We start from the raw sequence: 23,246 nt of genomic DNA, 5'->3' as shown, positions 1-23,246 counted from the left end.
TTTATTTATTAAGGATTGTATATTTTTTTCAATTCTCGTAATCCAATTTTTAATCTCGATTTTATAGTTCCCAACGGAATATCTAATTCGTCACTAGCTTCTTGTTGTGTCATGCCCTCAAAAAAGAGTGCATTTATCACTATTTGATATTTCTCATCTAAGCTGCTAAGGTGTTTTTTTATATCTAAAACATCTTGATTTAATTCTCCTGATGATACTTTATATACGGCAGAAGTCTCCATTTGGACTTCTTTTCCTGTTTTATTCTTTAAAGAGCGAATTTTGTCGATAGATGTATTATAAGCTATTCTGTATAACCAAGTAAATAATTTTGCTTTGCTAGCATCATATTTTTTTGAATATCTCCAAATCTTTACGAAAGTTTCTTGTAGTACATCTTGTGCCGTATCGTCATCTGCTATTACCTTTTTAATAACGCCGTATAATGCATCTGCATAGTTTTCATACAATAAGGTTATGGCTTTTTTATCGCCATTTTCAAGTAAATTAACTATGTCTTTTTCTATAGGTGAAATCAAGGTATGTTTGGTTTAAACAAGATGTTTATAGGTTAGTAATAAAATCAAAGTTAGAAATTTCTTTTAGATTATAAGATATTTACTTCAGCTTCTATTGAAATACCAAAGAGTCTTTTAATGGTTTTTTGAATTAATTTTGAAAGATTTAAAATATCTGAACCTTTGGAATTTCCATAGTTTACCAGTACTAAAGCTTGATTTTTGTGTACACCATAATCGCCAAAACGTTTACCTTTAAAACCTGATTTTTCAATTAACCAACCTGCTGGGATTTTTATTTCATTATCAGAAATAGTATAACTTGGTATTTCAGGAAAATTTTCAAGTAAAGTATCATAATGCGCTTTTGAAATTATTGGGTTTTTGAAAAAACTACCACTATTTCCAATCTCTTTTGGGTTTGGTAATTTGCTTTCACGAATGGCTATAACTGCTTTTGAAATCTCTTGAATTGTTGGACTTGTGATTTGCATTAATTCAAGCTGAGAAGCAATACTTCCGTAATTAATATTGAGTTTATGTGTTTTTTTTGAAAGTTTAAAAGTTACGTTAGTAATAATGTATTTTCCTTTTTCGTGTTGTTTAAAAATGGAATTTCTGTAACCAAAATTGCAATTCGCTTTTGAAAATGATTTTATTGTATTGCTTTCTAAAGAAAGGCCTTCGCACGAAATAAAGGAGTCTTTTAATTCTACACCATAAGCACCAATATTTTGAATAGGTGCCGTACCAACATTACCTGGAATTAATGATAAATTTTCAATACCACCAAAATCATGATCTAAACACCAAAGCACGAATTCGTGCCAGTTTTCTCCAGCATTTGCTTTTACTATTACTGAGTTTTCATCTTCAGAGATTATAGTAATACCCTTTAAATTAACATGAATAACTAAGGCTTTTTGATTTTTGGTAAGCAATATATTGCTGCCGCCTCCTAAAATAAGTTTGTCTGGGTAACCCTTTAGTAATAGAATGTTTTTTAATTCATCAAGATTAGAAACCGATACAAAATGTTTTGCAAGCACATCAATACCAAAAGTATTGTAAGGTTTTAAAGATATGTTTTCTTTAATCTTCACTAGTCTTTATAAACCTTTAAGGCTTCTTTTAAAATATTTACGGCTTTAACTAGGCTTTCTTTTTTTAGTACATAGGCAATACGTATTTGGTTTAAACCAACACCCGGAGTTGAGTAAAATCCACCTGCTGGAGCAACCATAATGGTTTCGCCATTAACATCAAAACCTTCTAAAAGCCATTGCGCAAAATCATCCGAATTTTTTATAGGTAATTCTGCTATGCAATAAAAAGCACCTTTTGGTTTTGCTACTTTAACACCATCAATTTTTTGTAATTCGCTAATTACAATGTTTCTTCTTTCAACATACTCTTCAATAACATCATCAAAATAACTTTGTGGTGTTTCTAAAGCAGCTTCACTTGCAATTTGTGCTAATGTTGGAGGACTTAAACGTGCTTGAGCAAATTTTAATGCCGTTTGTATAACCGCTTTATTTTTAGATACTAAGCAGCCAATTCGGGCACCACACATGCTGTACCGTTTAGAAACCGAATCAATCATTATTGCATAATCATCTAAACCAGTTTCTTGCATTATAGAATAATGTGTATTACCATCGTAAGCAAATTCTCGATAAACTTCGTCGGCAATTAAAAATAAATCATGTTTTTTAACAATAGCAGCAAGTTTTTGAATTTCTTCTTTAGAGTATAAATATCCTGTTGGATTTCCAGGATTACAAATTAAAATAGCCTTAGTTTTTGAAGTAATAAGTTTTTCGAATTCCTCAATTGGCGGTAATGCAAAATTATCTTCAATTTTAGAAATTACTGGTACAACTTTTACACCAGAAGCTGTTGAAAACCCATTATAATTGGCATAAAAAGGCTCTGGGATAATTATTTCATCATCTACATCCATAATACTGCCAAAGGCAAATAATAAGGCTTCACTTCCTCCAGTGGTTACAATAATATCATCGTGATTAACATTAATATCATGCTTTCTGTAATAAGCCGAAATTTTTTGTCTGTAAACCTCCGATCCTTCAGATCTTGAATAAGCCAAAACATCAATATTACTGTTTTTAACAGCTTGTAAAGCAATTTCTGGAGTTTTAATATCGGGTTGCCCAATGTTCAAATAATAAATAGACTTACCATTTTTTACAGCTTGTTCAGCAAATGGAACTAATTTCCGTATAGGTGATTGAGGCATTAATTGCCCTTTTTTCGAGATTGTTGGCATTTAAAAGTATTTAAAGTACAAAGTTGAGAAAATTATCTTAAAGTTTTTTTAAAAAATAGCTATAAATGAGAAAGCTATTATAAAGATTAGTAAATTGATAAGAGAAATATTTAGCATGTGTATATGAAAAAAGGCTTAGCTCTTATTTTGTTGTTGTTTTGTTTGAGTAATCTTGCGTACTCACAAGGAAAGTTTGTTATCCAAAATAAAAAAAGATCAGATAAAATAAAGTTTAGATTAATAAATAATTTAATTGTTATTCCAGTTGAAATTAATGGTGTAGAGTTGTCATTTTTATTAGATACAGGTGTTAGTAAGCCCATTATTTTTAATTTTTTAAATGTTTCTGATACTTTGAAAATTAAAGACACTAAGAAAATATTTCTAAGAGGTTTAGGCGAAGGCGAGTCAGTCGAGGCTTTAAAGTCAAAAAATAATGTTTTTAAAATTGGAAATGCCATTAAGTTAAACCAAGACTTATATGCAGTATACGATGCTAATTTAAATTTTGCACCAAGATTAGGCGTTCCAATTCACGGTATTTTAGGTTTCGATTTTTTTAAAGATTTAATTGTAGAAATAAACTATTCTCATAAGTATTTAAAAATAACAGAACCAATTAGTTATCGGTATAAAGGGTGCAGAAAATGTGAAAGATTTAATCTGGAGTTTTACAACAATAAACCCTATATAAATACAAAGGTTAGAATAAATAACAAATTAATTCCTGTAAAGTTATTAATCGATTCTGGCGGTAGTGATGCGTTGTGGTTATTTGAAGATGATAGTTTAGGAATAGTGTCTAATAATAAATATTTTGAAGATTTTTTGGGACATGGACTAAGCGGGAGTGTGTATGGTAAACGTTCTAAAATTGACGAATTTTATTTAAAAAGTTTTGTTTTTAAAAAAGCAAATGTGGCATATCCAGATTCTACATCTATTTCCTTTGCAAAAAAGTTTACTGGGCGTAATGGAAGTTTAGCTGGTAATATTTTAAAACGGTTCAATATTATAATGGATTATAGAAATGCCATAGTAACCTTTAAAAAGAATGGATATTTTCAAGAAAAGTTTAGCTATAATAAAAGTGGAATAGAATTAGCACATGATGGTGTTAGGTTTGTAAAGGAAAGAGAAAATTTCGTTCCAAGTAATAATAATTTGAGTAATGAAACTAATCAAAACGGAACAAGAATTGTTTTTGATGCACGTTACAAATTTTCACTTAAACCTGCTTACGCAATAGTAGAACTTAGGATAGATTCGCCAGCGTATAGAGCTGGATTAAAAAATGGTGATATTGTTTTATCAATTAACGGAAAACCAGCTCATCAATATACATTACAGCAAATAATGTATATGTTTTATGATAGTGATGGAAAAAGAATAAAACTAAGAATAGATAGAGGTGGCATTATTTTAAACTACTCATTTTTACTAGAAGATTTTTTTAAATAAAAAAGTCCAAACACTATTGGTGTTTGGACTTAATTTTTAAGACTATTAAAGTACTATTGTTCCATAACACTTTTGTTTTTCTTATCTAAGACACTATCCTTGCTAGAATCTACAACAAGTCCTTTTATTTTTAAGGCAACTGTTGGCGTTTCAGCATTAGAAATAACGGTAATAGTTTTTCTTATAGGCATCACTCTTTTTGTGTCATATTTCACTTCTATTTTGCCAGTTTTTCCAGGTAAAATGGGGCCTTCTGGTTTTTTAGGTATAGTACAACCACAAGTAGAAGATACTTTCGAGATTATAAGTGGCGCATCACCAGTATTTGTAAATTCAAAAACTCTTACACCATCAGCTCCTTTTTCAATAGTTCCATAATCTATAGTATCCGATTTAAACTCTATTTTCGCTACTTTGTCTTGCGCATTTACTGAGAAATTAATCAGTCCGATAAATAAAATTGTAATTAATTGTTTCATTACTTTTAATTTTAAATTCAAGTCAAACATACTTACTTTTTCTACAATCTGCAAAAATATTAGATGTAATGCACGTATGTTAACATATTCAACTTAGTTATAAGTACATACAACTTTTCTTTATTTGCAATTAAAATAATAAAGAATCATCTTTATCAATCACAGTTAAAACTATCGTCTGATGATTTATATTTGATATAATTATCAAACGTAATTCGTATTTCAAGAGTTCAAACTAAATGTAAACTTTTCATCATGCTCATTTCATAGAAAAAGAAATATAAGTACTTTTGCACATCAATATTCAAAAACTATTCCAAAGTATGCAAATTCCATCAAAATACGATGCAAGAGAGGTAGAAGGTAAGTGGTACGATTACTGGATGAAACATAATTATTTTCATTCAGAGCCAGACGAAAGAGAGCCATATACCATTGTAATTCCACCACCAAACGTTACGGGCGTATTACACATGGGGCATATGTTGAATAATACCATTCAGGATGTGTTAATTCGCCGTGCACGTTTACAAGGAAAAAATGCGTGTTGGGTTCCTGGTACAGATCACGCATCTATTGCTACCGAGGCTAAAGTAGTTGCTAAATTAAAAGAACAAGGCATTGATAAAAATGATTTGTCTCGTGATGAGTTTTTAAAGCATGCATGGGATTGGACGCACGAATATGGTGGTGTTATTCTTGAACAGTTAAAAAAACTAGGTTGTTCGTGCGATTGGGATAGAACAAAATTCACCATGGATGACGACATGAGTGAAGCTGTTATTAAGGTTTTTGTTGATTTATATGAAAAAGGTTTGATTTACCGCGGATATCGTATGGTGAATTGGGACCCTGAAGCTAAAACAACTTTGTCAGACGAAGAAGTAAATCATGTTGAACGGACTGACAAATTGTACTATGTAAAGTATAAAATTGAAGACGAAGATGGATTTATAACTATTGCAACAACACGTCCTGAAACTATTTTAGGTGACTCGGCAGTTTGTATAAACCCAAATGATGAGCGTTTTACAAGCTTAAAAGGTAAAAAGGTAATTGTGCCAATTTGTAATCGAATTATTCCCATTATTGAAGACGATTATGTTGATATTGAGTTTGGTACAGGATGCCTAAAAGTAACACCTGCTCACGATGTTAACGATAAAGAAATAGGCGATAGGCATAATCTTGAAATTATAGATATCCTTAATGAGGATGCTTCGTTAAATAGCTACGGATTGCACCATGAAGGTAAAGATAGAGTAGTTGCTAGAAAAGATATAGCCAAAGAATTAGACGATATGGGAATTTTGGTTAAAACCGAAGATATTACCCATAAAGTTGGGACTAGCGAGCGTACACATGCTGTAATTGAGCCCCGTTTAAGCGATCAATGGTTTTTAAAAATGGAAGAATTAGCTAAACCAGCTTTAAAGGCAGTTTTAGATGAAAATCCTGAAATTAAGCTATTCCCTAAAAAGTTTGAAAACACCTATCGCCATTGGATGGAAAATGTACGCGATTGGAATATCTCACGTCAATTACTTTGGGGACAACAAATTCCTGCATATTATTATGGCGATGGAAAAGAAGATTTTGTTGTAGCTGAAACTATTGATGAAGCTCTTGAAAAAGCTAGAGAAAAAACTAACAACCCCCAACTAGCAACTAATGATTTGCATCAAGAAACAGACGCACTTGACACTTGGTTTTCGTCTTGGTTATGGCCAATGAGTGTGTTTGATGGTATTAGAAACCCTGAAAATGAGGACATAAAATACTATTACCCTACCAACGATTTAGTTACTGGGCCAGATATTTTATTCTTTTGGGTAGCGCGAATGATTGTTGCTGGTTATGAATATAAAAACGAAAAACCTTTCGAGAATGTATATTTAACAGGTTTGGTACGCGATAAGCAACGTCGTAAAATGAGTAAATCTTTAGGAAACTCGCCAGATGCATTAAAACTCATTGAAACTTATGGAGCCGATGGTGTTCGTGTTGGGTTATTGTTGAGCTCTGCCGCTGGAAACGATTTAATGTTTGATGAAGCTTTATGTAATCAAGGGAAAGGATTTGCTAATAAAACATGGAATGCTTTCAGATTAATTAATGGTTGGGAAGTAGCAGAGATTAATCAGCCAGAGTCTTCTAAAATAGCAATTGATTGGTTTGAAGCGAAATTCCAAAAGGCTTTATCTGAAATTGAAGATCATTTTAGTAAATACCGTTTGAGTGATGCTCTAATGAGTATGTATAAGTTAATTTATGACGATTTTTGCGGATGGTTTTTAGAAATGATAAAACCAGCATATCAGCAACCTATTGATAAGAAAACTTACAATGCTGCCATTTCCATTTTAGAGAATAATTTAAAAATACTGCATCCGTTTATGCCATTTTTAACCGAAGAAATCTGGCAGCATATTACAGAACGTACTCCAGATGAAGCTTTAATAGTAGCAAAATGGCCAGAAAATAAAACAGTGAATAATACGCTAATTCCTGAGTTTGATTTTGCTTCCGAAGTTATTTCGGGTATTCGTACCATTAGAAAACAAAAAAACATTGCCTTTAAAGATGCTATTGGGTTTTCGATAATTAATAATGAAAATTCAGGCAAAACTTTTGATGCTATTATAGCTAAATTAGGTAATCTCGAAAATGTTGATTATGTTTCTGAACCAGTTGAGGGTGCTTTAACTTTTAGAGTAAAATCTAACGAGTATTTTGTGCCAATGGCAGGAAATATTGATGTTGAAGCTGAGGTTAAAAAGTTAACAGAAGAGTTAAACTACACCGAAGGCTTTTTGAAATCGGTACAAAAGAAACTCTCAAACGCTAAATTTGTTTCAGGTGCACCCGAGCAAGTAGTAGCAAGCGAAAAGAAAAAAGAAGCAGATGCTTTGGCAAAGATTGAAACATTAAAAGCTAGTTTAATAAGTTTAAAGTAAACAAAGTGGCTTTTGTAGTTTTTTAATTTTGTTTCATTATAAAATAAATTTAATTATGAAAAATATTTTTATAAAGCTACTATATACTTTTATAGTATTACTAATTTTTACTTCTTGTAAGGAAAAAGACGCTATAGAAGATAATGTATTAAGTGATGATATATCTCTAGTTAAAGCTGAATACGCTCCAGATAAGCGAGTTGCACTATTTAATGTAGAAGCTATAAAACAAAAGGAAAGCTATTTGTTAAAAGGAGAAAGTAACTTGCCCAAAGCTATAAATGCATTAAAAGATAAATTAAAGGCAAAAAGCATCAACTTTATTGATAGTATTCAAATGCTGCCTTCAAAAGAATTAAATGGAAACATATTTGGTTTGGTTAACATTTCAGTTGCGAATTTAAGAAGCAATCCAAAACATTCAGCAGAATTAGCAACTCAAGCGCTTTTAGGAACACCTGTTAATTTACTTAAAAAAGAAGGTAGTTGGACACTAATCCAGACTCCAGATAAGTATTTAGCATGGGTTGACGATGGAGGCATTATAGAAATTACTACATCCGATTTATCTTCTTGGAAATCTTTACCTAAAGTTATATATACGAATATTACAGGAAGCACTTATTCAAAATCAAATAAGGAGTCTCAAGTTATTTCAGATATAGTTGCAGGTAATATTCTAGTTCTTTTAGATGAAGAAAATGGATTTTACAAGGTAAAATATCCAGATGGTAGAATAGCTTTTATTAACAAAAAAGAAGCACAGTTATATACAGATTGGTTACAAAAAACAAAGCCAACGGCAGAATCATTAATTACAACATCAAAAAAATTAATGGGGCTACCTTATTTATGGGGAGGGACATCAACAAAAGGTGTTGATTGTAGTGGATTTACAAAAACAGTTTATTTTTTAAACGGAATGGTTATTCCAAGAGATGCTTCACAGCAAGTTCATACAGGTAAATTAACTGATGAAATAAAGAATTTTTCTCAATTAGCTCCAGGTGATTTATTGTTTTTTGGTAGAAAAGCAACCGATTCTACTGCTGAAAAAGTAGTTCATGTAGGTATGTGGATTGGTAACAATGAGTTTATTCATTCTTCTGGACAAGTAAAAATAGGCAGTGTTGATAAGAATGCTGTAAACTTTGATGCTTACAATTTAAATAGGTATTTGCGTTCTAAAAGAATTGTGAATAGTAAAAATGATGCCATTATTAACTTAAATAGCACGTTTATTTTTAAAGATTAAAGATAAGATACCATTACTTTCTATACAAAAAGTAATTGTTTACCAAGTTAATATACTCTTGTTTGGCTTCGTCTTCGGTAATGTTTTCAGTTTGAAATAAAGCATTGGTTTTAAAGGCATTAATTATGGGCTTTCTGCTTCGTGGTTTTCCATAATCATTAGTAGCTCTTTTGTAGTAAGCGTAGAGCTTTAAAAGCGTATCGGCAGGAAAAGGATCGGTATGCGCATTTACACGATTAACAGCATCAAGAAACTCTATGTCTAACTCACTATTACTCATTAATTTCTGCAATAATACTTTCGCCACCCCTTACTTTTTGGTTAAGCTGTACTTTTATTTTAGTGTTTAAAGGTAAAAATAAATCAACCCTCGAGCCAAATTTTATAAACCCAGAATCTGCACCTTGAATAGCTTTATCGTTTTGTTTAGCATAATTAACAATACGTTTTGCTAAAGCACCTGCAATTTGTCTGTAAAGTACTTTTCCGTAGGTTTCATTTTCTACAACAACAGTTGTTCGTTCGTTTTCTTCACTCGCTTTAGGATGCCATGCTACTAAATATTTACCTGGGTGATATTTACTGAAAATCACATTTCCACTGATTGGGTAACGTGTTACATGCACATTTATTGGAGACATAAATACACTTACTTGTAGGCGTTTTTCTTTAAAATATTCCTTTTCGAAAACCTCTTCAATAACCACAACTTTACCATCAACAGGAGAAACTACTTGCTTATCGTTAAAAGAAGTAAGTCGTTTAGGATTTCTAAAAAACTGCAGAATTAATATAAATAAAATTAGAAATACAATTAAAACTAGAGTTCGTAGCCACGATATATTTATAAAACTATCAACTAGTAAAAACGCTGCAACAACTATAACCAGTGTTACAAATATAATTTTATGTCCTTCTTTATGAAACATATTGTAAAATTCTTAAAAATAAATATATAAATGGTGCAGCAAAAATAATACTATCTAGCCTATCTAGCAATCCACCATGTCCAGGCATAATAATACCACTGTCTTTAACGTTGGCTTGACGTTTAAATTTCGATTCAATTAAATCTCCCAAAGTTCCAAATACACTAATAATAATACTTAAAATTAACCAATTTGTAAAGTTTAGTGTTTCTGTAAAGGTAGCAATAAAATAACTTGCAATACAGGAGAAAAACAAACCACCCAAGAACCCTTCGACGGTTTTTTTAGGTGAAATTTTTTCGAATAATTTTTGTTTTCCAAAATTTTTACCAACTAAATAAGCGAACGAATCGTTTATCCAAACTAAAATAAAAGATCCTAATAATATACTTGGATTATAAGTATGATGATAATTTGCAATTAATATTAAGAACACAAAAGCACTCGAAATATAAAAGGTTGTAAGGATGAATCGTTTAGAACTAAACAGCGGAATAGTTTTTTCTGAAAACAAATCTTTTATTAAAAATAACTCCACAAAAATGGTAATTACCATTAATATTTGTGTGGCTTCATCTAAACCTGTATTGGTGTTTAACACGAGTTGCCAATAGCCAAAAACTAAATAAAGTAAAATAAAAAGAAAATAAGGAATAATACTTCTTAGTTGAATAAGCTTTTTGAATTCTCCCATACAGATTAGTCCAAAACCAAAGAAAAGGATGATTAATGCATGCTCGTTAAATAAACAGGCTATTAATAGTAAAACGTAAATCAAACCAGATAGAGCTCGTATTAAGGTTTCTTTCATCTATTTATAAATCTTCTAAAAGTAATAGATATAAGTTTTTTGCACTACTACCATAACTTAAGAAATCTTTATCATCATTAGATTTAAAGTGTTTTATGGTGGTGATATTTGTTGGGATTCTTTGTCTGTTTTTAGATTTTATACCACGTAACCCCTCACCAATATTTTCTACAATTTGACTTGTGGTAGCAAAAACAATAAAATTTATAGGAAGTTCTGGGAGTTTCTTTTCGTATATCTGTTTTGAAGAAATTAGTAAAGAACCATCGTTAGCAATTAAGTTTTCGCAAGTGGTTAAGAAAAAAGTAGAGTCGCTAATTCTAGCGGTAGTTTGAATATTAGAATTTTTGAATTTATCTTTTAAATTTTCATCTAATAAAAGAGTTTTTTTATCATTCCATTTGTTTTCATCAATAATGCTTTCTAAGTTTTGGAAGATTTCATTTAAGTCTTCACAATACAGAAACTTACCACCATTAGCTTTAAAGTTTATGGTAAACCTTTCGTCTATTGGTAGTTTTATTTCAGGCATATACTTGCCTCTATCATTGGATTTTAGTTCTTCTTGTGAACTATCAGACTTTGATCCAAAAAATTTTCTAAAAAGACTCATTTAGGTTGATGCTATTAACTCAATTTTTTAGGGGTTTATCAAATATAAAAAATCTTAAATTAACCATAGGCTTAATTTAAGATTTTTACTAAAAGCTTAACAAAATTAATTAAAATCTATTCTTCTTCTTCTGTAATTTCTTCTTTTTTAATTTCGGCAGGGCTTTCCTTCTCAAAAGGTCGCTTACCAAATATTTTCTCAAGGTTATCTTTAAAAATCACTTCCTTTTCTAGTAGTACTTCTGCAAGTTGTGTTAATTTGTCTTTATTTTCTTCAAGTAATTTTAAAGCTCTTTGATACTGTTTTTCAATGATTTCAGAAATTTCTCTATCAATTAATTCTGCTGTTTCTTCACTGTAAGGTTTTGTAAACCCATACTCACTTTGTCCTGAAGAATCATAATATGTTAAATTACCAATTTTATCACTCAACCCATATACAGTAACCATGGCTCTTGCTTGTTTTGTTACTTTTTCTAAATCGCTTAAAGCGCCAGTAGAAATTTTATCGAAAATTACTTTTTCGGCAGCGCGACCACCAAGGGCAGCACACATTTCGTCAAGCATTTGTTCTGGGCGAACAATTAATCGTTCTTCTGGTAAATACCAAGCAGCACCCAATGAACGCCCTCGAGGCACAATAGTAACTTTTACTAAAGGCGAAGCATGCTCAAGCATCCAGCTTACAACAGCATGACCAGCTTCATGAAAAGCAACTGCTTTTTTCTCACTTGGTGTTATAATCTTATTTTTCTTTTCTAAACCGCCAATAATTCTATCTACAGCATCTAAAAAATCTTGTTTATCTACGGCTTTCTTACCATTTCTAGCAGCAATTAATGCAGCTTCGTTACAAACATTAGCAATATCTGCTCCAGAGAAGCCAGGAGTTTGTTTCGAAAGAAAATCAATATCTAAATCTTTAGCTTTTTTAAGAGGTCTTAAATGCACTTCAAAAATTTCTTTACGTTCTCGAACATCTGGTAAATCGACAAAAATCTGTCTATCAAAACGTCCAGCACGCATTAAAGCTTTATCTAAAATATCGGCTCTGTTGGTCGCAGCAATTACAATAACATTGGTGTTTGTTCCAAAACCATCCATCTCTGTTAGTAATTGGTTTAAGGTATTTTCACGCTCATCATTACTTCCAGACATGGCATTTTTACCTCTTGCACGACCAATAGCATCTATTTCATCAATAAAAATTATTGAAGGAGATTTTTCTTTGGCTTGTTTAAATAAATCACGAACACGCGAAGCACCAACACCAACAAACATTTCTACAAAATCTGAACCAGACAATGAGAAGAAAGGAACTTTAGCTTCACCAGCAACGGCTTTGGCTAATAAGGTTTTACCAGTTCCTGGAGGGCCTACAAGTAATGCGCCTTTAGGTATTTTTCCTCCTAAAGTGGTATATTTTTCTGGAAATTTTAAAAAGTCTACAATTTCTTGAACTTCTTCTTTAGCACCTTCTAAACCTGCAACATCTTTAAAACTTGTTTTAACCTCAGTGTTTTGATCGAATAGTTTTGCTTTCGATTTACCGATGTTAAAAATCTGTCCGCCAGCACCACCGCCAGCACCACCAGACATACGGCGCATAATGAAAATCCAAACACCTATAAGCAAAATGAAAGGTAGAATACCTAATAGGAAATCGCCCCAAACATTTTCTTGAGTATCTAGACTAAGAATGTCATATTTATTAATGGCTTTTAAATCATTTTCAAAATTCTGAAGATCGCCAATTTCAAATTTATAATTGGGTAATTTTGTTGCCGATGGTATAAATGTTTTAGGCTTTGAGTTTTTATGAATCTCTTTTTCTTGCGCCTCCTTTGTTAAGTAAACTTGAGCAATACGTCTGTTTATAATTTCAACTTTTTCAACATCATTGTCTTCAGCATATTTGAAAAACTCAGAAGGTGTAATAGTACCACCATCTTGATAGCTGCCACTACTGAATAGTTGAAAACCTAAAAAAATCACTAATACTACACCGTAAATCCAATACGGACTAAATTTAGGTTTCTTATCTTTTATATTTTTTTTGTCGTTTGCCATGTGTTTTAGTAGCTAGTTTCTATTACTGTTGTTTTTGCATCTCCCCAAAGACTCTCAATATCATAATATTCTCGAATATGTTTTTGAAACACATGTACAACAATATTAACATAGTCTATTAATACCCATTCGGCATTATCTAAACCTTCTGTATGCCAAGGGTTATCTTTTAACTCTTTACTTACCTTTTTTTGAATTGAGTTTACTATGGCGTTTACTTGTGTGTTTGAAGTACCTTCGCAAATTATAAAGTAGTCGCAAACTGTGTTTTCTATATCTCTTAAATCTAGGATATTTATTTCTTTACCTTTAACATCTTCAATGCCACTTATTATAACAGATATTAATTGATCTGGGCTTATTTTTTCTTTCGCCATTAATTTTATTTAATTTGTGCAAAGTTATTATTTTTTTAGTTCTTTATACTTTAAAATAATCATAAGATTTTAAAGGTTTAAAATAACTTGTAAATGCGTATAATCAAACTTAATGCCATCGACTCAACAAATTCTTTTTTAAAAGAAATGATTTGTAATGAAGATGTTGCCGATTATACTGTTGTTATTGCAGAATACCAAACAAATGGTCGTGGGCAAATGGGTACGAATTGGGATTCTGATAGGGGTAAGAACCTTATCTTTAGCATGTTTAAGGATTTGCGTTTGCATGAGGTTGAGTTTCCTTTTTATATTAGCATGGCTATTTCTTTGGCGATTTTAAAAACTTTAAAAACTTTAAATATCCCTCATTTAAGTATTAAGTGGCCTAACGACATTTTGTCAGTAGATAAGAAGGTTTGTGGGATTTTGATTGAAAATGTCATAAAAAACAAGCTTAATTCTACAATTATTGGTATTGGAATTAATGTAAATCAGACGGAGTTTAACAATCTTCCTCAAGCATCGTCTTTAAAAAACATTACAGGAGTACATTATAATTTAGATGAAATTTTGCATCGTATTATCAAGCACACTAAGGAATATTCCAAACTTTTGCAGCAAGGTGAATATGATGCTGTTAAAAATGAATATGAGGCCAATTTATTTAGAAAAAATAAACCTTCAACATTTAAAAACACTGAAGGTGATTTGTTTTCTGGGTTTATAAAGGGTGTTACCAAATATGGTAAACTTCAAGTGCTTTTAGAAGACGAAATTGTTAAGAAATTTGATCTTAAAGAAATTACTTTAATGTACTAAATAGCCTTTGGAATACTAGTAGCCAGAGTTTCAATAAATTTACTTATTGGACCTTTAATCATCATTGCCATCATAGGGTTAAAGTCGCCAGTAAATTCTAACTGCACTTCGCTAGAGTCATTTTCTACTTCAATTATATTACCAATAAGCGAAAAATCTAATTTACCACCAGCAGCACCTAAAACAATTTTGTTTGGAGCAATAGCTTCTTTCTTTTTAAGTATTATTTCGGGCATGCCTTTTAAAGCAAAAAGAAATTTGTCGTTATCTAAAACTTCAAATTTACTTATGTTTTCTGGCATTAAAGATTCAAAGTTTTTAACATCAGATAAAAAATCAAAGACCTCCTGTGGTGATTTATTAACGTTAATTTTGGGCGATTCTAAATTCATTTGTTGTAATTTGTTTGTCGTTACGCTATTTAGTCGTGCATCTTAACAGCATTACAACTAAACAACATACTTATGTTATCAATTAGCGTTCCATTCACTAGGATTGGTGTTCCATTCAGACAAAGTTTCTAGTTCTTTTTGAGATATATAATTAGTTTCTAAAGCTTGCTCAAGTAAACTTTCGTAATTGCTTAAGGTATGAAGGTTTATGTTTTCTTTTTTAAAATTTTCGGTAGCCACATCAAACCCATAAGTAAAAATGGCAACCATTCCTTTTACATTAATATTGGCTTCTTTTAAAGCTTTTACAGCATTTAAACTACTCTTACCTGTGCTAATTAAATCTTCAACAACTACAACATTCTGTCCGCTTTCAATAAAACCTTCAATTTGGTTTTTGCGACCGTGCCCTTTAGCATCTGGTCTTACATAAATAAAAGGTAAGCCTAAATATTCTGCAACCAAAATACCAATACCAATAGCACCAGTAGCAACACCAGCAATAACATCTGGTTTGCCATAATGTTTTTCAATTTGCTTAGCCATAACTTCCCGAATATAGTTACGAATAGGAGGAAAGGATAATATAATTCTGTTGTCGCAATAAATTGGTGATTTCCATCCAGAAGCCCATGTAAAAGGTTCTTTAGGGCTTAGTTTTATAGCATTAACTTGTAATAAAACCTCAGCGGTTTTTCTAGCGGTGTGTTTGTTAAAAATCATAGGCGTAAAATTACACATAAATTTATTTTTATTTAGCCGAAGATTGATGAATAAAATTATTTTTTTTAACAATAGTTGAAATGTGCTTAAAAATGATATTTTTACCAAAACAAAATAGTTAAGTAAAACCTACTATGCACAAAATTTTTGTTAACGATAAACCTTTAATTTTAACGACTAAAGTTGAAAAAGAAGATGGCTTTAAAAATTATTTACTTAAAACAGTAGATATGGGTAAAGTAATTAGAAAACTTAACAGAACAAAGCTTAAAGAGGTTAGACTTATTGGAAAAAAAGAGGATAAACTGCTTAAAAGATTTCTTAAAAAGTTACCTAATGTTATTGCGGGAGGTGGAAAAGTTTATAATGATAATGGCGATATTTTATTTATTTACAGAAATGATAAATGGGATTTGCCTAAAGGAAAAACCGAAGGTAACGAAAGCATTGAGAGAACTGCTATTAGAGAAGTTACTGAAGAAACTGGAGTTAGCGGATTAGAGATTACAAAACCTTTAGAAACTACATACCATATTTTTAAGCGTAACGGACGTTATAAAATAAAGATAACCTATTGGTTTGAAATGAAAACGAGCTTTAAAGGAAATTTTTACCCTCAAGAAAATGAAGGTATTACTAAAGTTGAATGGCTTAATAAAGAGGAAACAAAAAAAGCATTAGAGAATAGTTATGCTAATATTAAGTTATTAATTTAGGGGGTTTGTTAAATATTTTTAAAAATATTATCGTATTACGTTAAATGATTTTATCGGTTTTTTATAAAAAAACAGGCCTTAATCAAGAAGAGGAATTAAACATCTTCAACAAAAAAAATAGCGTTATTATTCAAATCATAAAAACCAAATTCATTAGTGCGCCAAGGTGTATTTATTCTTAGTTTGTCTTTTTTTACAGTGCCACGTTTTACAAACTCTTCAAAAACAGGCTGTATATTTTTTACAAATATTTTAATCACTGAGCCTCCAAGCAATGGGTCATCTTCAGTATCTGCATGCCATTGTAAATGAATATAGAGTTTATCTCGTTTTAAAACGGCATACATATTATCTTTATGCACTAAAGTAAAACCAACGTTTTTTATATACCAAGTTACATCTCTATCAATTTGTGATGATGGTAAAACAGGAGAGATATTTATAAATTCTGTTTTCACTTAGTATAGCTTATACTGTCTCCAGCAGAAAGCTTCCAAGTGTCAATTAAGCCTGCATTAACTTCTAAAACATATTTTGCAGGTGCATTTGATGGCAGAGAACTTTCATCAAAGGGTTTTGCATTTTTCTGAAAACTTACAATGATTTTTTTGTCGTTAATGAAAATTAAATCTAACGGGATTTTGGTGTTCTTCATATAAAAAGAACGCTCACTAACATCATCAAAAACAAACAGCATGCCTTGGTTGTTTTGCATAGAACTGCGGTACATTAAACCTGTTTGGGTTTCATATTCGGTATTCGCAATTTCAATATCTATAACCACCTTTGTTGAGTCTGTGGTTGTTTTAAAAAACGTGAGTTCACCTTCTTTTGTAAAAACAACCTCAGTTTGCTTAATTATTTTTTTATCGTCTTTACAAGACAATGCACATAATAAAACAAGCAATACTAAAATTAATTTTAAGGACTTTAGAAACATCTTATTTGGTAGCCGTTTTTGGTTTATAAATAAACATAAAATATAGACCAATTAGTATAAACGGAATACTTAACCATTGTCCAGTATTTAACCCAAACCAGTTAATATATTCGTCACCTTGTGGTTCTTTAACACGTTCAACAAAGAAACGGATCGTCCATAGTAAAATTAAAAACAATCCAAAAAGAAAACCAGTTTGGTCTTTTTTAGAAGTTTTAGAATAAAAATACCATAAAATTAAAAATACAAAAACATAGCTAAATGATTCGTATAATTGTGCAGGATGTCTGTACGGAACAGCTTCTAATAATTCAGCAAATTGAGGATTATCAGTTACTGCTGCATAAGCTTTTTGTATATCTTTAATACCAGTGAGTTGAGTGATTTCTCGTTTATAATATTCATCTTGAATAAACCGAACACCAAAACTAGACTCCGTTACTTTTCCAATAATTTCAGAATTTATAAAATTTCCAATTCTAATAAAAACTGCACCAGAAGCGACTGAAATGACTACACGGTCTAAAATCCAAAGTAAAGATTTGTAGTTGTATTTTTTACGATATAAATACATACCTATTATAATACCAATGGCAGCACCATGACTTGCAAGTCCTTGAAAACCTGTAAACTCGAAGCCGCCTTTAAATTTAAAAGGAAGAAAAATGCTAAAAAAGTCTTCGGTTATTAATTCAGACTGATAAAATAAAACATGACCTAAGCGTGCACCAAGCATAGTTGCCAAAACTGTATAAATAAAGAGAGGGTCTAAATAAGTTAGCGATACTTTTTCTTTAGTAAAAATACGCTTCATAATATACCAACCTGCAACAAAAGCAATAACCCACATGAGGCTATAAAAATGAAGCTTAAAATTGCCAATTATATCAATGCCAGTTACTGGGTTCCAATCAAATTTTAAAAAATGCATAGGTTTTGTTTTTCAGCGTAAATATAAGGTTTGCTATACTTTTTTTGAGATTATTTAACAATTTCTAAAATTTCTACTTCAAAAATTATATTTGATCTTGGTGGAATACCTCTATTTCCTGCTTCGCCATAAGCCAAATGATATGGTATAAATAAAGTAGCTTTATCGCCAACATTTAGCTGTTGTAAGCCTTCTTTAAAGCCTGAAATCATTCTTGCATTTGGGCTTAAATCAGCTGTTAAGGGTTCGTATTTATCTGCAAGTTTACGTTTTTCGTTAACCACGTCAAGAGCTTCTGCTATTTTTAAACTGCTTGTTTCTAGTAGTTTACCGTTTTCAAAATAAACAGCATAATGCGTTAAAACTTTATCGGTTTCTTTTAGCTTTTCTCCAGTTCCTTTTTCTGTAATTGTGTATTGTAAACCAGAAGGTAAAGTAATAGAAGTTTCCTGCTGTTTGTTAAATTTTTCTTTAGTAGCTTTTAAAATAGCGGCTGCTTTTGCAGCTTTTTCTTTTTCTAAGTGCTCAATTTCTGCAAAATGATTAATGAAAATTTTTGGAGCATCAAACTTTTTAGCGTCTTTACCTTTTCTAATAATATTTAATTCTTCGATAATAACATCTTTGATTGGTTTATTTCTTGAGCCAACTTTTACATTCGAAATCGTGTCAAGAATATCAAGACCTAGGACTAATTCACCAAAAACACTATGGACATTGTCTAAATGAGGTTTAGGAATTTCGGTTATAAAAAATTGACTTCCATTTGAGTTTGGCCCTGAATTTGCCATTGATAAAACACCAGGTTTATCATGTTTTAAATCAGGGTGAAATTCATCATTAAACTTATAACCAGGATTTCCAGCTCCTGTTCCAAGAGGATCTCCGCCTTGAATCATGAATTTATCCATAACCCGATGAAAAGTAAGTCCGTTATAGAATTTTTTTTCTTTATAGGCACTATCAACCATGGTATTCGTGCCTTCTGCTAACGACACAAAATTTGCAACGGTAATAGGTGTTTTTTTGTAATTTAATTTCGCAACCATAACACCTTTAGTGGTTACAAATTCTGCATACATACCATCTTCAAGATCTGGGTATTGTGCTTTGCAAGAGGTTAAGCTTATTAATAAAGCTAAGCCTAAAAATTTAAAAATTCGCATGATTTAATTGGATTGATTTTGGGTAATTGAATTAACGGTTACTTCGCAAATTAAGGGCGTATTTGAACCTATTTTATTTTGGTCTCCATAATAGCCATAAGCTTTTTGAGAAGGGAATAAAAAAGTAACGGTTTCGCCTGTTTTCATAAGTTTTAAACCTTCACGTAAACCAGTAAACAATTCTTCTTGATCCATGGCATAGGTTTGTGTTTTAATATCTGCTTTCGAATAAATTAATGAGCCATTCAAGTCTTTTATATTATAATTATAGGTTATAATATCACCAAAATTAGGTGTGCTTAATGTATCGATTTCTGCTTTAGTATTATAGTAATACCAAAACCCACTTTCTGACGCTATGTAATTGTTATCCTTTTTAAGTGTCATAACTTTTTGAATGCTAGCTTGTTCTTTAGCGTTTAATTGCTTGTTTCGCTCTACCGAAGCATCAATAAAAGAACCTGTTTTTACCGAAATGGGTTTTCTGGCTTCAGGAGTTTTGCAACTAAATAAAAAAAGTAGCGCAAGTACTATGGTTAATTGTTTAGTCATCATTTAGGGCTTTATTATAACTAGGCAATATACTAATAAATTTTTCTATAGTGTTTTTTAAAGATAATTCGCTTCGTCCACCAGCAGCGTTTGTATGTCCGCCACCATTAAAATGTACACGAGAAAATTCATTTACAGAAAAGTTACCTTTTGATCGTAATGAGATTTTTATAATACCTTCTTGTTTATCTTCAATAAAAATAGCTGCAAAAACAATATTTTCTAACGATAAACCATAATTAACAACACCTTCGGTATCTCCTTTTTTATAATTGAACATGTTTAGTTCATCTTGAGAAAGTGTTATATAAGCAGTTCGTGACTCAGGAATAACTTTTAAATTACTTAAAGCACAGCCCAAAAGTTGCAATCTTTCGTAGCTATTAGTATCGTAAACATTATTATGAATTTCAGCATTATTTGCACCTTTTTCAATCAGTTTTGCAATAATTTGATGCGTTTTACTTGTCGTTGAAGGAAATCTAAAAGAACCAGTGTCTGTCATAATACCAACATAAATACAAGTAGCAATGTTAGAATCGATACGACTTGTATCTCCTAGCATGTCTATAAAATGATAAATCATTTCGCAGGTGGAACTCATACTTACATCAGAAAACATATAAGTTGCATAATTGTCTGGTGCTTGATGATGATCTATCATGATTTTTAAAGCCTTACTTTCTGTTAAAACAGTTTCCATATTTCCTGTTCTATGAAACGCATTAAAATCTAAAGTAAAAATAATATCGGCAGATTTGATAAGTGTTTCGCAAGCTTCGGTTTGAGAATCATGTTTTAAAATATGGTCATTTCCTGGTATCCATTTTAAAAAAGTCGGATAATCATTAGGAACCATAACTGTAGCATTATGCTTGTGTTTTATTAAGTAATGATATAAAGCTAACGTAGAGCCAATAGCATCTCCATCAGGATTTTTATGCGGTACTATAACTATATTTTTTTGTTTAGCTAGTAGTTGTTTTATGTGCTTTATGTCTTCTTTTGTCATAGGTAGCGAATATACAATTTTTTAAAATTGGTTAGACTTGTATTTAATTAGAAATACATTACTTTTGCACGAAAATAAAAAATATATAATGGCAACAAACAGAACATTTACTATGCTTAAGCCAGATGCTGTTGAAAAAGGACACATTGGCGCAATATTAGAAAAAATTTCAGCTTCGGGATTTAGAATAGTAGCAATGAAATTAACGCAAATGACAAAAGCAGATGCTGAAGCATTTTATGCAATACATAACGAGCGTCCGTTTTTTGGTGAGTTAGTTGAATATATGACTCGTGGTCCAATTGTAGCGGCTATTTTAGAAAAAGATAACGCCGTTGAAGATTTTAGAACCTTAATTGGTGCAACAAATCCTGCTGATGCTGCCGAAGGGACTATACGTAAATTATATGCAGCTTCTATAGGAGAAAATGCTGTACACGGAAGTGATAGTGATGATAACGCTGCTATTGAAGGCGCATTTCATTTCTCAGGTAGAGAGATGTTTTAATTAGCATTAAGAAAATAATATAAAAAAATCCCGCAACATCGTTGCGGGATTTTTGTTTAAAAAAAAGTATAGTTTCCCGTTTTCACAGGAATGACAAATTTATTAGAGCATCTGAGATTTTTTATCTCAGATTGTCTTTTCTTAACTAAACTACTTTTACGTTTACGGCATTTAATCCTTTTCTGCCTTCCTCTAAATCAAATTCTACTAAGTCGCCTTCGCGAATTTCATCGATTAATCCAGAAATATGGACAAAATGCTCTTTGTTTGAACCTTCTTCTGTTATAAATCCGAATCCTTTAGAATCGTTGAAGAATTTTACTGTTCCTTTACTCATTGTATTATATATATTAAATTAATATTAATAAGTATACAAACTTTATACCACAAAAAAAGCCCATCAAATAAATGATAGGCTCTTAATTGTAAATTAAAGTATATGTATTAGATTACTTTTACGTTTACTGCGTTTAATCCTTTTTTACCTTCTTGTAAATCGAATTCTACGGCATCACCTTCACGAACTTCATCGATTAATCCAGAAATGTGTACAAAATGCTCTTTGTTGTTGTCGTCTTCAGTGATAAATCCAAATCCTTTAGAATCATTGAAAAACTTTACTGTTCCTTTACTCATTATTTAAACTATTAAATTAATATATTTTTGTAAAGGTAGTGCCAATTAATTTATAAACCACTATAAACAAAAAAAGTCTACCAAATTAATGGTAGACTTTTAATTGTAATTGTTAAAAGTATATTCTTAGATTACTTTTACGTTTACGGCGTTTAATCCTTTTCTACCTTCTTGTAGATCGAATTCTACTGCATCACCTTCACGAATTTCATCGATAAGTCCTGAAATGTGTACAAAATGTTCTTTGTTGTTGTCATCTTCAGTGATAAATCCAAAACCTTTTGAATCGTTGAAGAATTTTACGGTACCTTTACTCATTGTATTTGTATTAAAATAATTAAGCATCAAAGATAATACAAATTATAATAACTTGTTTCTTTTAATTAAAAAAAATCTATTAAATTAAAATATATAATTATCTTAAAACCAGTTTTTTAATAATGTTTTTTCCTAATTCTTCATTAAGCATATCAATTATTTTTTGTTTACCGTAACTTAATTCTTCTCTTAATACACTCGAACTTAGTTGTATATAAAGGGTGTCACGCTCTAAATTTACAGTTGTGGTGTAGTTGTTTACACCATTGCCCATAAGTTTAGCCCAAGCATCGGCAACATTAACTTTATTCAAACCTTTTTCTAGTTTGTTTGTCTCAACAAATTCTTTTAATGCGTCTTGTATGCTAATATGTTCGTTGTTGCGTTTTGCCATAAAATTGTTATTTACTTATCATATTATTTTGGGTGCTATCCTGCCCTTTATCTTACTTCGACTTCGCTCAGCACAAGTTGCTTAGGGTTGGCAGGTCGGGCTTTCCGCAATATCTTTTTAAACGTCATTGCGAGGACGAAGGACGTGGCAATCTACCAAATTTCAGTTTACACCATAGTTTTTTCTCAATCAAATTTAAAAAGGATGCCACTGCAATCCCTAACGTAATTATTTGCTGTCTTAATTTTTTAAATTGAAAATTATCTCGTTTTTTGAAAGGTTCGTTTAACGTTTACGTATAAGATTAGTGGCGTGTTTAAGCAACTAATTTAGTAAACAAATACTTGCCAGCGGAAAATTCCGCAGGAATTTTC

At 31.1% G+C, this 23,246-nt stretch carries 28 protein-coding genes; 6 read left to right on the top strand and 22 right to left on the bottom strand.

Features of this window, described 5'->3' with window-relative positions; all coding sequences use genetic code 11:
• Positions 1–8: 8 nt before the first annotated feature.
• The 3 genes from AADI82_RS00140 to AADI82_RS00130 all read right to left on the bottom strand — a co-directional run bounded on the left by AADI82_RS00140 (position 9) and on the right by AADI82_RS00130 (position 2,811).
• Positions 9–539, bottom strand: a complete 531-nt coding sequence (locus tag AADI82_RS00140; protein WP_034044394.1) for an RNA polymerase sigma factor — start codon at positions 537–539, stop codon at positions 9–11.
• Between the two features lie 68 nt (positions 540–607).
• A complete protein-coding gene (gene murB / locus AADI82_RS00135; RefSeq protein ID WP_341214440.1) occupies positions 608–1,621 on the bottom strand; it encodes a UDP-N-acetylmuramate dehydrogenase in 1,014 nt (337 codons plus the stop codon).
• On the bottom strand, positions 1,621–2,811 hold the full coding sequence (locus AADI82_RS00130; RefSeq protein WP_341214439.1) for a pyridoxal phosphate-dependent aminotransferase: 1,191 nt from the start codon (positions 2,809–2,811) through the stop codon (positions 1,621–1,623). Before AADI82_RS00130 ends, murB begins: the two co-directional genes overlap by 1 nt.
• Before the next feature lie 123 nt (positions 2,812–2,934).
• Here AADI82_RS00130 and AADI82_RS00125 point away from each other — a divergent pair, with 123 nt between their 5' ends.
• Positions 2,935–4,272 (top strand): aspartyl protease family protein, encoded by a 1,338-nt coding sequence (locus AADI82_RS00125; protein WP_341214438.1) that lies wholly within the window; start codon positions 2,935–2,937, stop codon positions 4,270–4,272.
• Between the two features lie 53 nt (positions 4,273–4,325).
• Here AADI82_RS00125 and AADI82_RS00120 read toward each other — a convergent pair whose 3' ends face one another.
• Complete coding sequence (locus tag AADI82_RS00120) at positions 4,326–4,751, bottom strand: DUF1573 domain-containing protein (RefSeq protein ID WP_341214437.1); 426 nt, start codon at positions 4,749–4,751, stop codon at positions 4,326–4,328.
• Between the two features lie 323 nt (positions 4,752–5,074).
• Here AADI82_RS00120 and AADI82_RS00115 point away from each other — a divergent pair, with 323 nt between their 5' ends.
• Positions 5,075–7,708, top strand: a complete 2,634-nt coding sequence (locus tag AADI82_RS00115; RefSeq protein ID WP_341214436.1) for a valine--tRNA ligase — start codon at positions 5,075–5,077, stop codon at positions 7,706–7,708.
• A gap of 55 nt (positions 7,709–7,763) precedes the next feature.
• Entirely contained in the window at positions 7,764–8,963 is a 1,200-nt protein-coding gene (locus AADI82_RS00110; RefSeq protein ID WP_341214435.1) for a C40 family peptidase, read from the top strand.
• A gap of 13 nt (positions 8,964–8,976) precedes the next feature.
• Here AADI82_RS00110 and AADI82_RS00105 read toward each other — a convergent pair whose 3' ends face one another.
• From AADI82_RS00105 to rsfS, 6 genes are all read right to left on the bottom strand, one after another.
• Entirely contained in the window at positions 8,977–9,243 is a 267-nt protein-coding gene (locus tag AADI82_RS00105) for an acyl-CoA-binding protein (protein ID WP_341214434.1), read from the bottom strand.
• Positions 9,236–9,892, bottom strand: coding sequence for a phosphatidylserine decarboxylase family protein (locus tag AADI82_RS00100; protein ID WP_341214433.1), 657 nt, complete (start codon positions 9,890–9,892; stop codon positions 9,236–9,238). The genes AADI82_RS00105 and AADI82_RS00100 overlap by 8 nt, the downstream gene beginning before the upstream one ends.
• On the bottom strand, positions 9,882–10,703 hold the full coding sequence (locus AADI82_RS00095; protein WP_341214432.1) for a phosphatidate cytidylyltransferase: 822 nt from the start codon (positions 10,701–10,703) through the stop codon (positions 9,882–9,884). The genes AADI82_RS00100 and AADI82_RS00095 overlap by 11 nt, the downstream gene beginning before the upstream one ends.
• Before the next feature lie 4 nt (positions 10,704–10,707).
• A complete protein-coding gene (locus AADI82_RS00090; protein WP_341214431.1) occupies positions 10,708–11,316 on the bottom strand; it encodes an LUD domain-containing protein in 609 nt (202 codons plus the stop codon).
• A gap of 116 nt (positions 11,317–11,432) precedes the next feature.
• Positions 11,433–13,385 carry an ATP-dependent zinc metalloprotease FtsH gene (ftsH, locus tag AADI82_RS00085; protein WP_341214430.1) on the bottom strand — a complete coding sequence of 651 codons (1,953 nt, stop codon included), beginning with the start codon at positions 13,383–13,385 and terminating at the stop codon, positions 11,433–11,435.
• 5 nt (positions 13,386–13,390) lie between these two features.
• A complete protein-coding gene (gene rsfS, locus AADI82_RS00080) occupies positions 13,391–13,762 on the bottom strand; it encodes a ribosome silencing factor (protein ID WP_341214429.1) in 372 nt (123 codons plus the stop codon).
• 93 nt (positions 13,763–13,855) lie between these two features.
• On the opposite strand from rsfS, the gene AADI82_RS00075 reads away from it, so the two are divergent.
• Positions 13,856–14,584: a biotin--[acetyl-CoA-carboxylase] ligase gene (locus tag AADI82_RS00075; protein WP_341214428.1), complete on the top strand. Its 729-nt coding sequence runs from the start codon at positions 13,856–13,858 to the stop codon at positions 14,582–14,584.
• Here AADI82_RS00075 and AADI82_RS00070 read toward each other — a convergent pair.
• Both AADI82_RS00070 and pyrE read right to left on the bottom strand, forming a co-directional pair.
• Complete coding sequence (locus tag AADI82_RS00070; protein WP_341214427.1) at positions 14,581–14,976, bottom strand: SRPBCC family protein; 396 nt, start codon at positions 14,974–14,976, stop codon at positions 14,581–14,583. The two genes, AADI82_RS00075 and AADI82_RS00070, sit on opposite strands and share 4 nt — an antisense overlap.
• A gap of 78 nt (positions 14,977–15,054) precedes the next feature.
• Entirely contained in the window at positions 15,055–15,699 is a 645-nt protein-coding gene (gene pyrE / locus AADI82_RS00065) for an orotate phosphoribosyltransferase (protein WP_341214478.1), read from the bottom strand.
• Positions 15,700–15,833: 134 nt separating this feature from the next.
• Here pyrE and AADI82_RS00060 point away from each other — a divergent pair, with 134 nt between their 5' ends.
• Positions 15,834–16,415: an NUDIX domain-containing protein gene (locus AADI82_RS00060; protein WP_341214426.1), complete on the top strand. Its 582-nt coding sequence runs from the start codon at positions 15,834–15,836 to the stop codon at positions 16,413–16,415.
• A gap of 95 nt (positions 16,416–16,510) precedes the next feature.
• On the opposite strand, the gene AADI82_RS00055 is transcribed toward AADI82_RS00060, so the two are convergent.
• Genes AADI82_RS00055 through AADI82_RS00030 form a run of 6 tightly spaced genes read right to left on the bottom strand, consistent with a single transcriptional unit; the run spans position 16,511 to position 21,016 of the window.
• Entirely contained in the window at positions 16,511–16,873 is a 363-nt protein-coding gene (locus AADI82_RS00055; RefSeq protein WP_341214425.1) for a glyoxalase/bleomycin resistance/extradiol dioxygenase family protein, read from the bottom strand.
• On the bottom strand, positions 16,870–17,322 hold the full coding sequence (locus tag AADI82_RS00050) for a DUF192 domain-containing protein (RefSeq protein ID WP_341214424.1): 453 nt from the start codon (positions 17,320–17,322) through the stop codon (positions 16,870–16,872). The genes AADI82_RS00055 and AADI82_RS00050 overlap by 4 nt, the downstream gene beginning before the upstream one ends.
• A 34-nt stretch (positions 17,323–17,356) precedes the next feature.
• Positions 17,357–18,286: a prolipoprotein diacylglyceryl transferase gene (gene lgt / locus AADI82_RS00045; protein ID WP_341214423.1), complete on the bottom strand. Its 930-nt coding sequence runs from the start codon at positions 18,284–18,286 to the stop codon at positions 17,357–17,359.
• Between the two features lie 50 nt (positions 18,287–18,336).
• A complete protein-coding gene (locus AADI82_RS00040; protein ID WP_341214422.1) occupies positions 18,337–19,452 on the bottom strand; it encodes a peptidylprolyl isomerase in 1,116 nt (371 codons plus the stop codon).
• Between the two features lie 3 nt (positions 19,453–19,455).
• Entirely contained in the window at positions 19,456–20,004 is a 549-nt protein-coding gene (gene gldI, locus AADI82_RS00035) for a gliding motility-associated peptidyl-prolyl isomerase GldI (protein WP_341214477.1), read from the bottom strand.
• Entirely contained in the window at positions 19,997–21,016 is a 1,020-nt protein-coding gene (locus tag AADI82_RS00030; RefSeq protein WP_341214421.1) for a bifunctional oligoribonuclease/PAP phosphatase NrnA, read from the bottom strand. Before AADI82_RS00030 ends, gldI begins: the two co-directional genes overlap by 8 nt.
• An 88-nt stretch (positions 21,017–21,104) precedes the next feature.
• On the opposite strand from AADI82_RS00030, the gene AADI82_RS00025 reads away from it, so the two are divergent.
• Complete coding sequence (locus tag AADI82_RS00025; RefSeq protein WP_034044445.1) at positions 21,105–21,524, top strand: nucleoside-diphosphate kinase; 420 nt, start codon at positions 21,105–21,107, stop codon at positions 21,522–21,524.
• Between the two features lie 145 nt (positions 21,525–21,669).
• Here AADI82_RS00025 and AADI82_RS00020 read toward each other — a convergent pair whose 3' ends face one another.
• The 4 genes from AADI82_RS00020 to AADI82_RS00005 all read right to left on the bottom strand — a co-directional run bounded on the left by AADI82_RS00020 (position 21,670) and on the right by AADI82_RS00005 (position 22,872).
• On the bottom strand, positions 21,670–21,861 hold the full coding sequence (locus tag AADI82_RS00020) for a cold-shock protein (RefSeq protein ID WP_341214420.1): 192 nt from the start codon (positions 21,859–21,861) through the stop codon (positions 21,670–21,672).
• Between the two features lie 107 nt (positions 21,862–21,968).
• Positions 21,969–22,160 carry a cold shock domain-containing protein gene (locus AADI82_RS00015; RefSeq protein WP_034044448.1) on the bottom strand — a complete coding sequence of 64 codons (192 nt, stop codon included), beginning with the start codon at positions 22,158–22,160 and terminating at the stop codon, positions 21,969–21,971.
• Positions 22,161–22,286: 126 nt separating this feature from the next.
• Positions 22,287–22,478 carry a cold-shock protein gene (locus tag AADI82_RS00010; RefSeq protein WP_034044451.1) on the bottom strand — a complete coding sequence of 64 codons (192 nt, stop codon included), beginning with the start codon at positions 22,476–22,478 and terminating at the stop codon, positions 22,287–22,289.
• Positions 22,479–22,575: 97 nt separating this feature from the next.
• Complete coding sequence (locus AADI82_RS00005) at positions 22,576–22,872, bottom strand: DUF721 domain-containing protein (RefSeq protein ID WP_341214419.1); 297 nt, start codon at positions 22,870–22,872, stop codon at positions 22,576–22,578.
• Positions 22,873–23,246 lie beyond the last annotated feature (374 nt).

The organism is uncultured Wocania sp., from assembly GCF_964021735.1.
Lineage (GTDB): Bacteria > Bacteroidota > Bacteroidia > Flavobacteriales > Flavobacteriaceae > Wocania_A.
The sequence above is the reverse complement of the archived record's forward strand: the minus strand, read 5'-3'. Positions and strand labels throughout refer to the sequence as shown.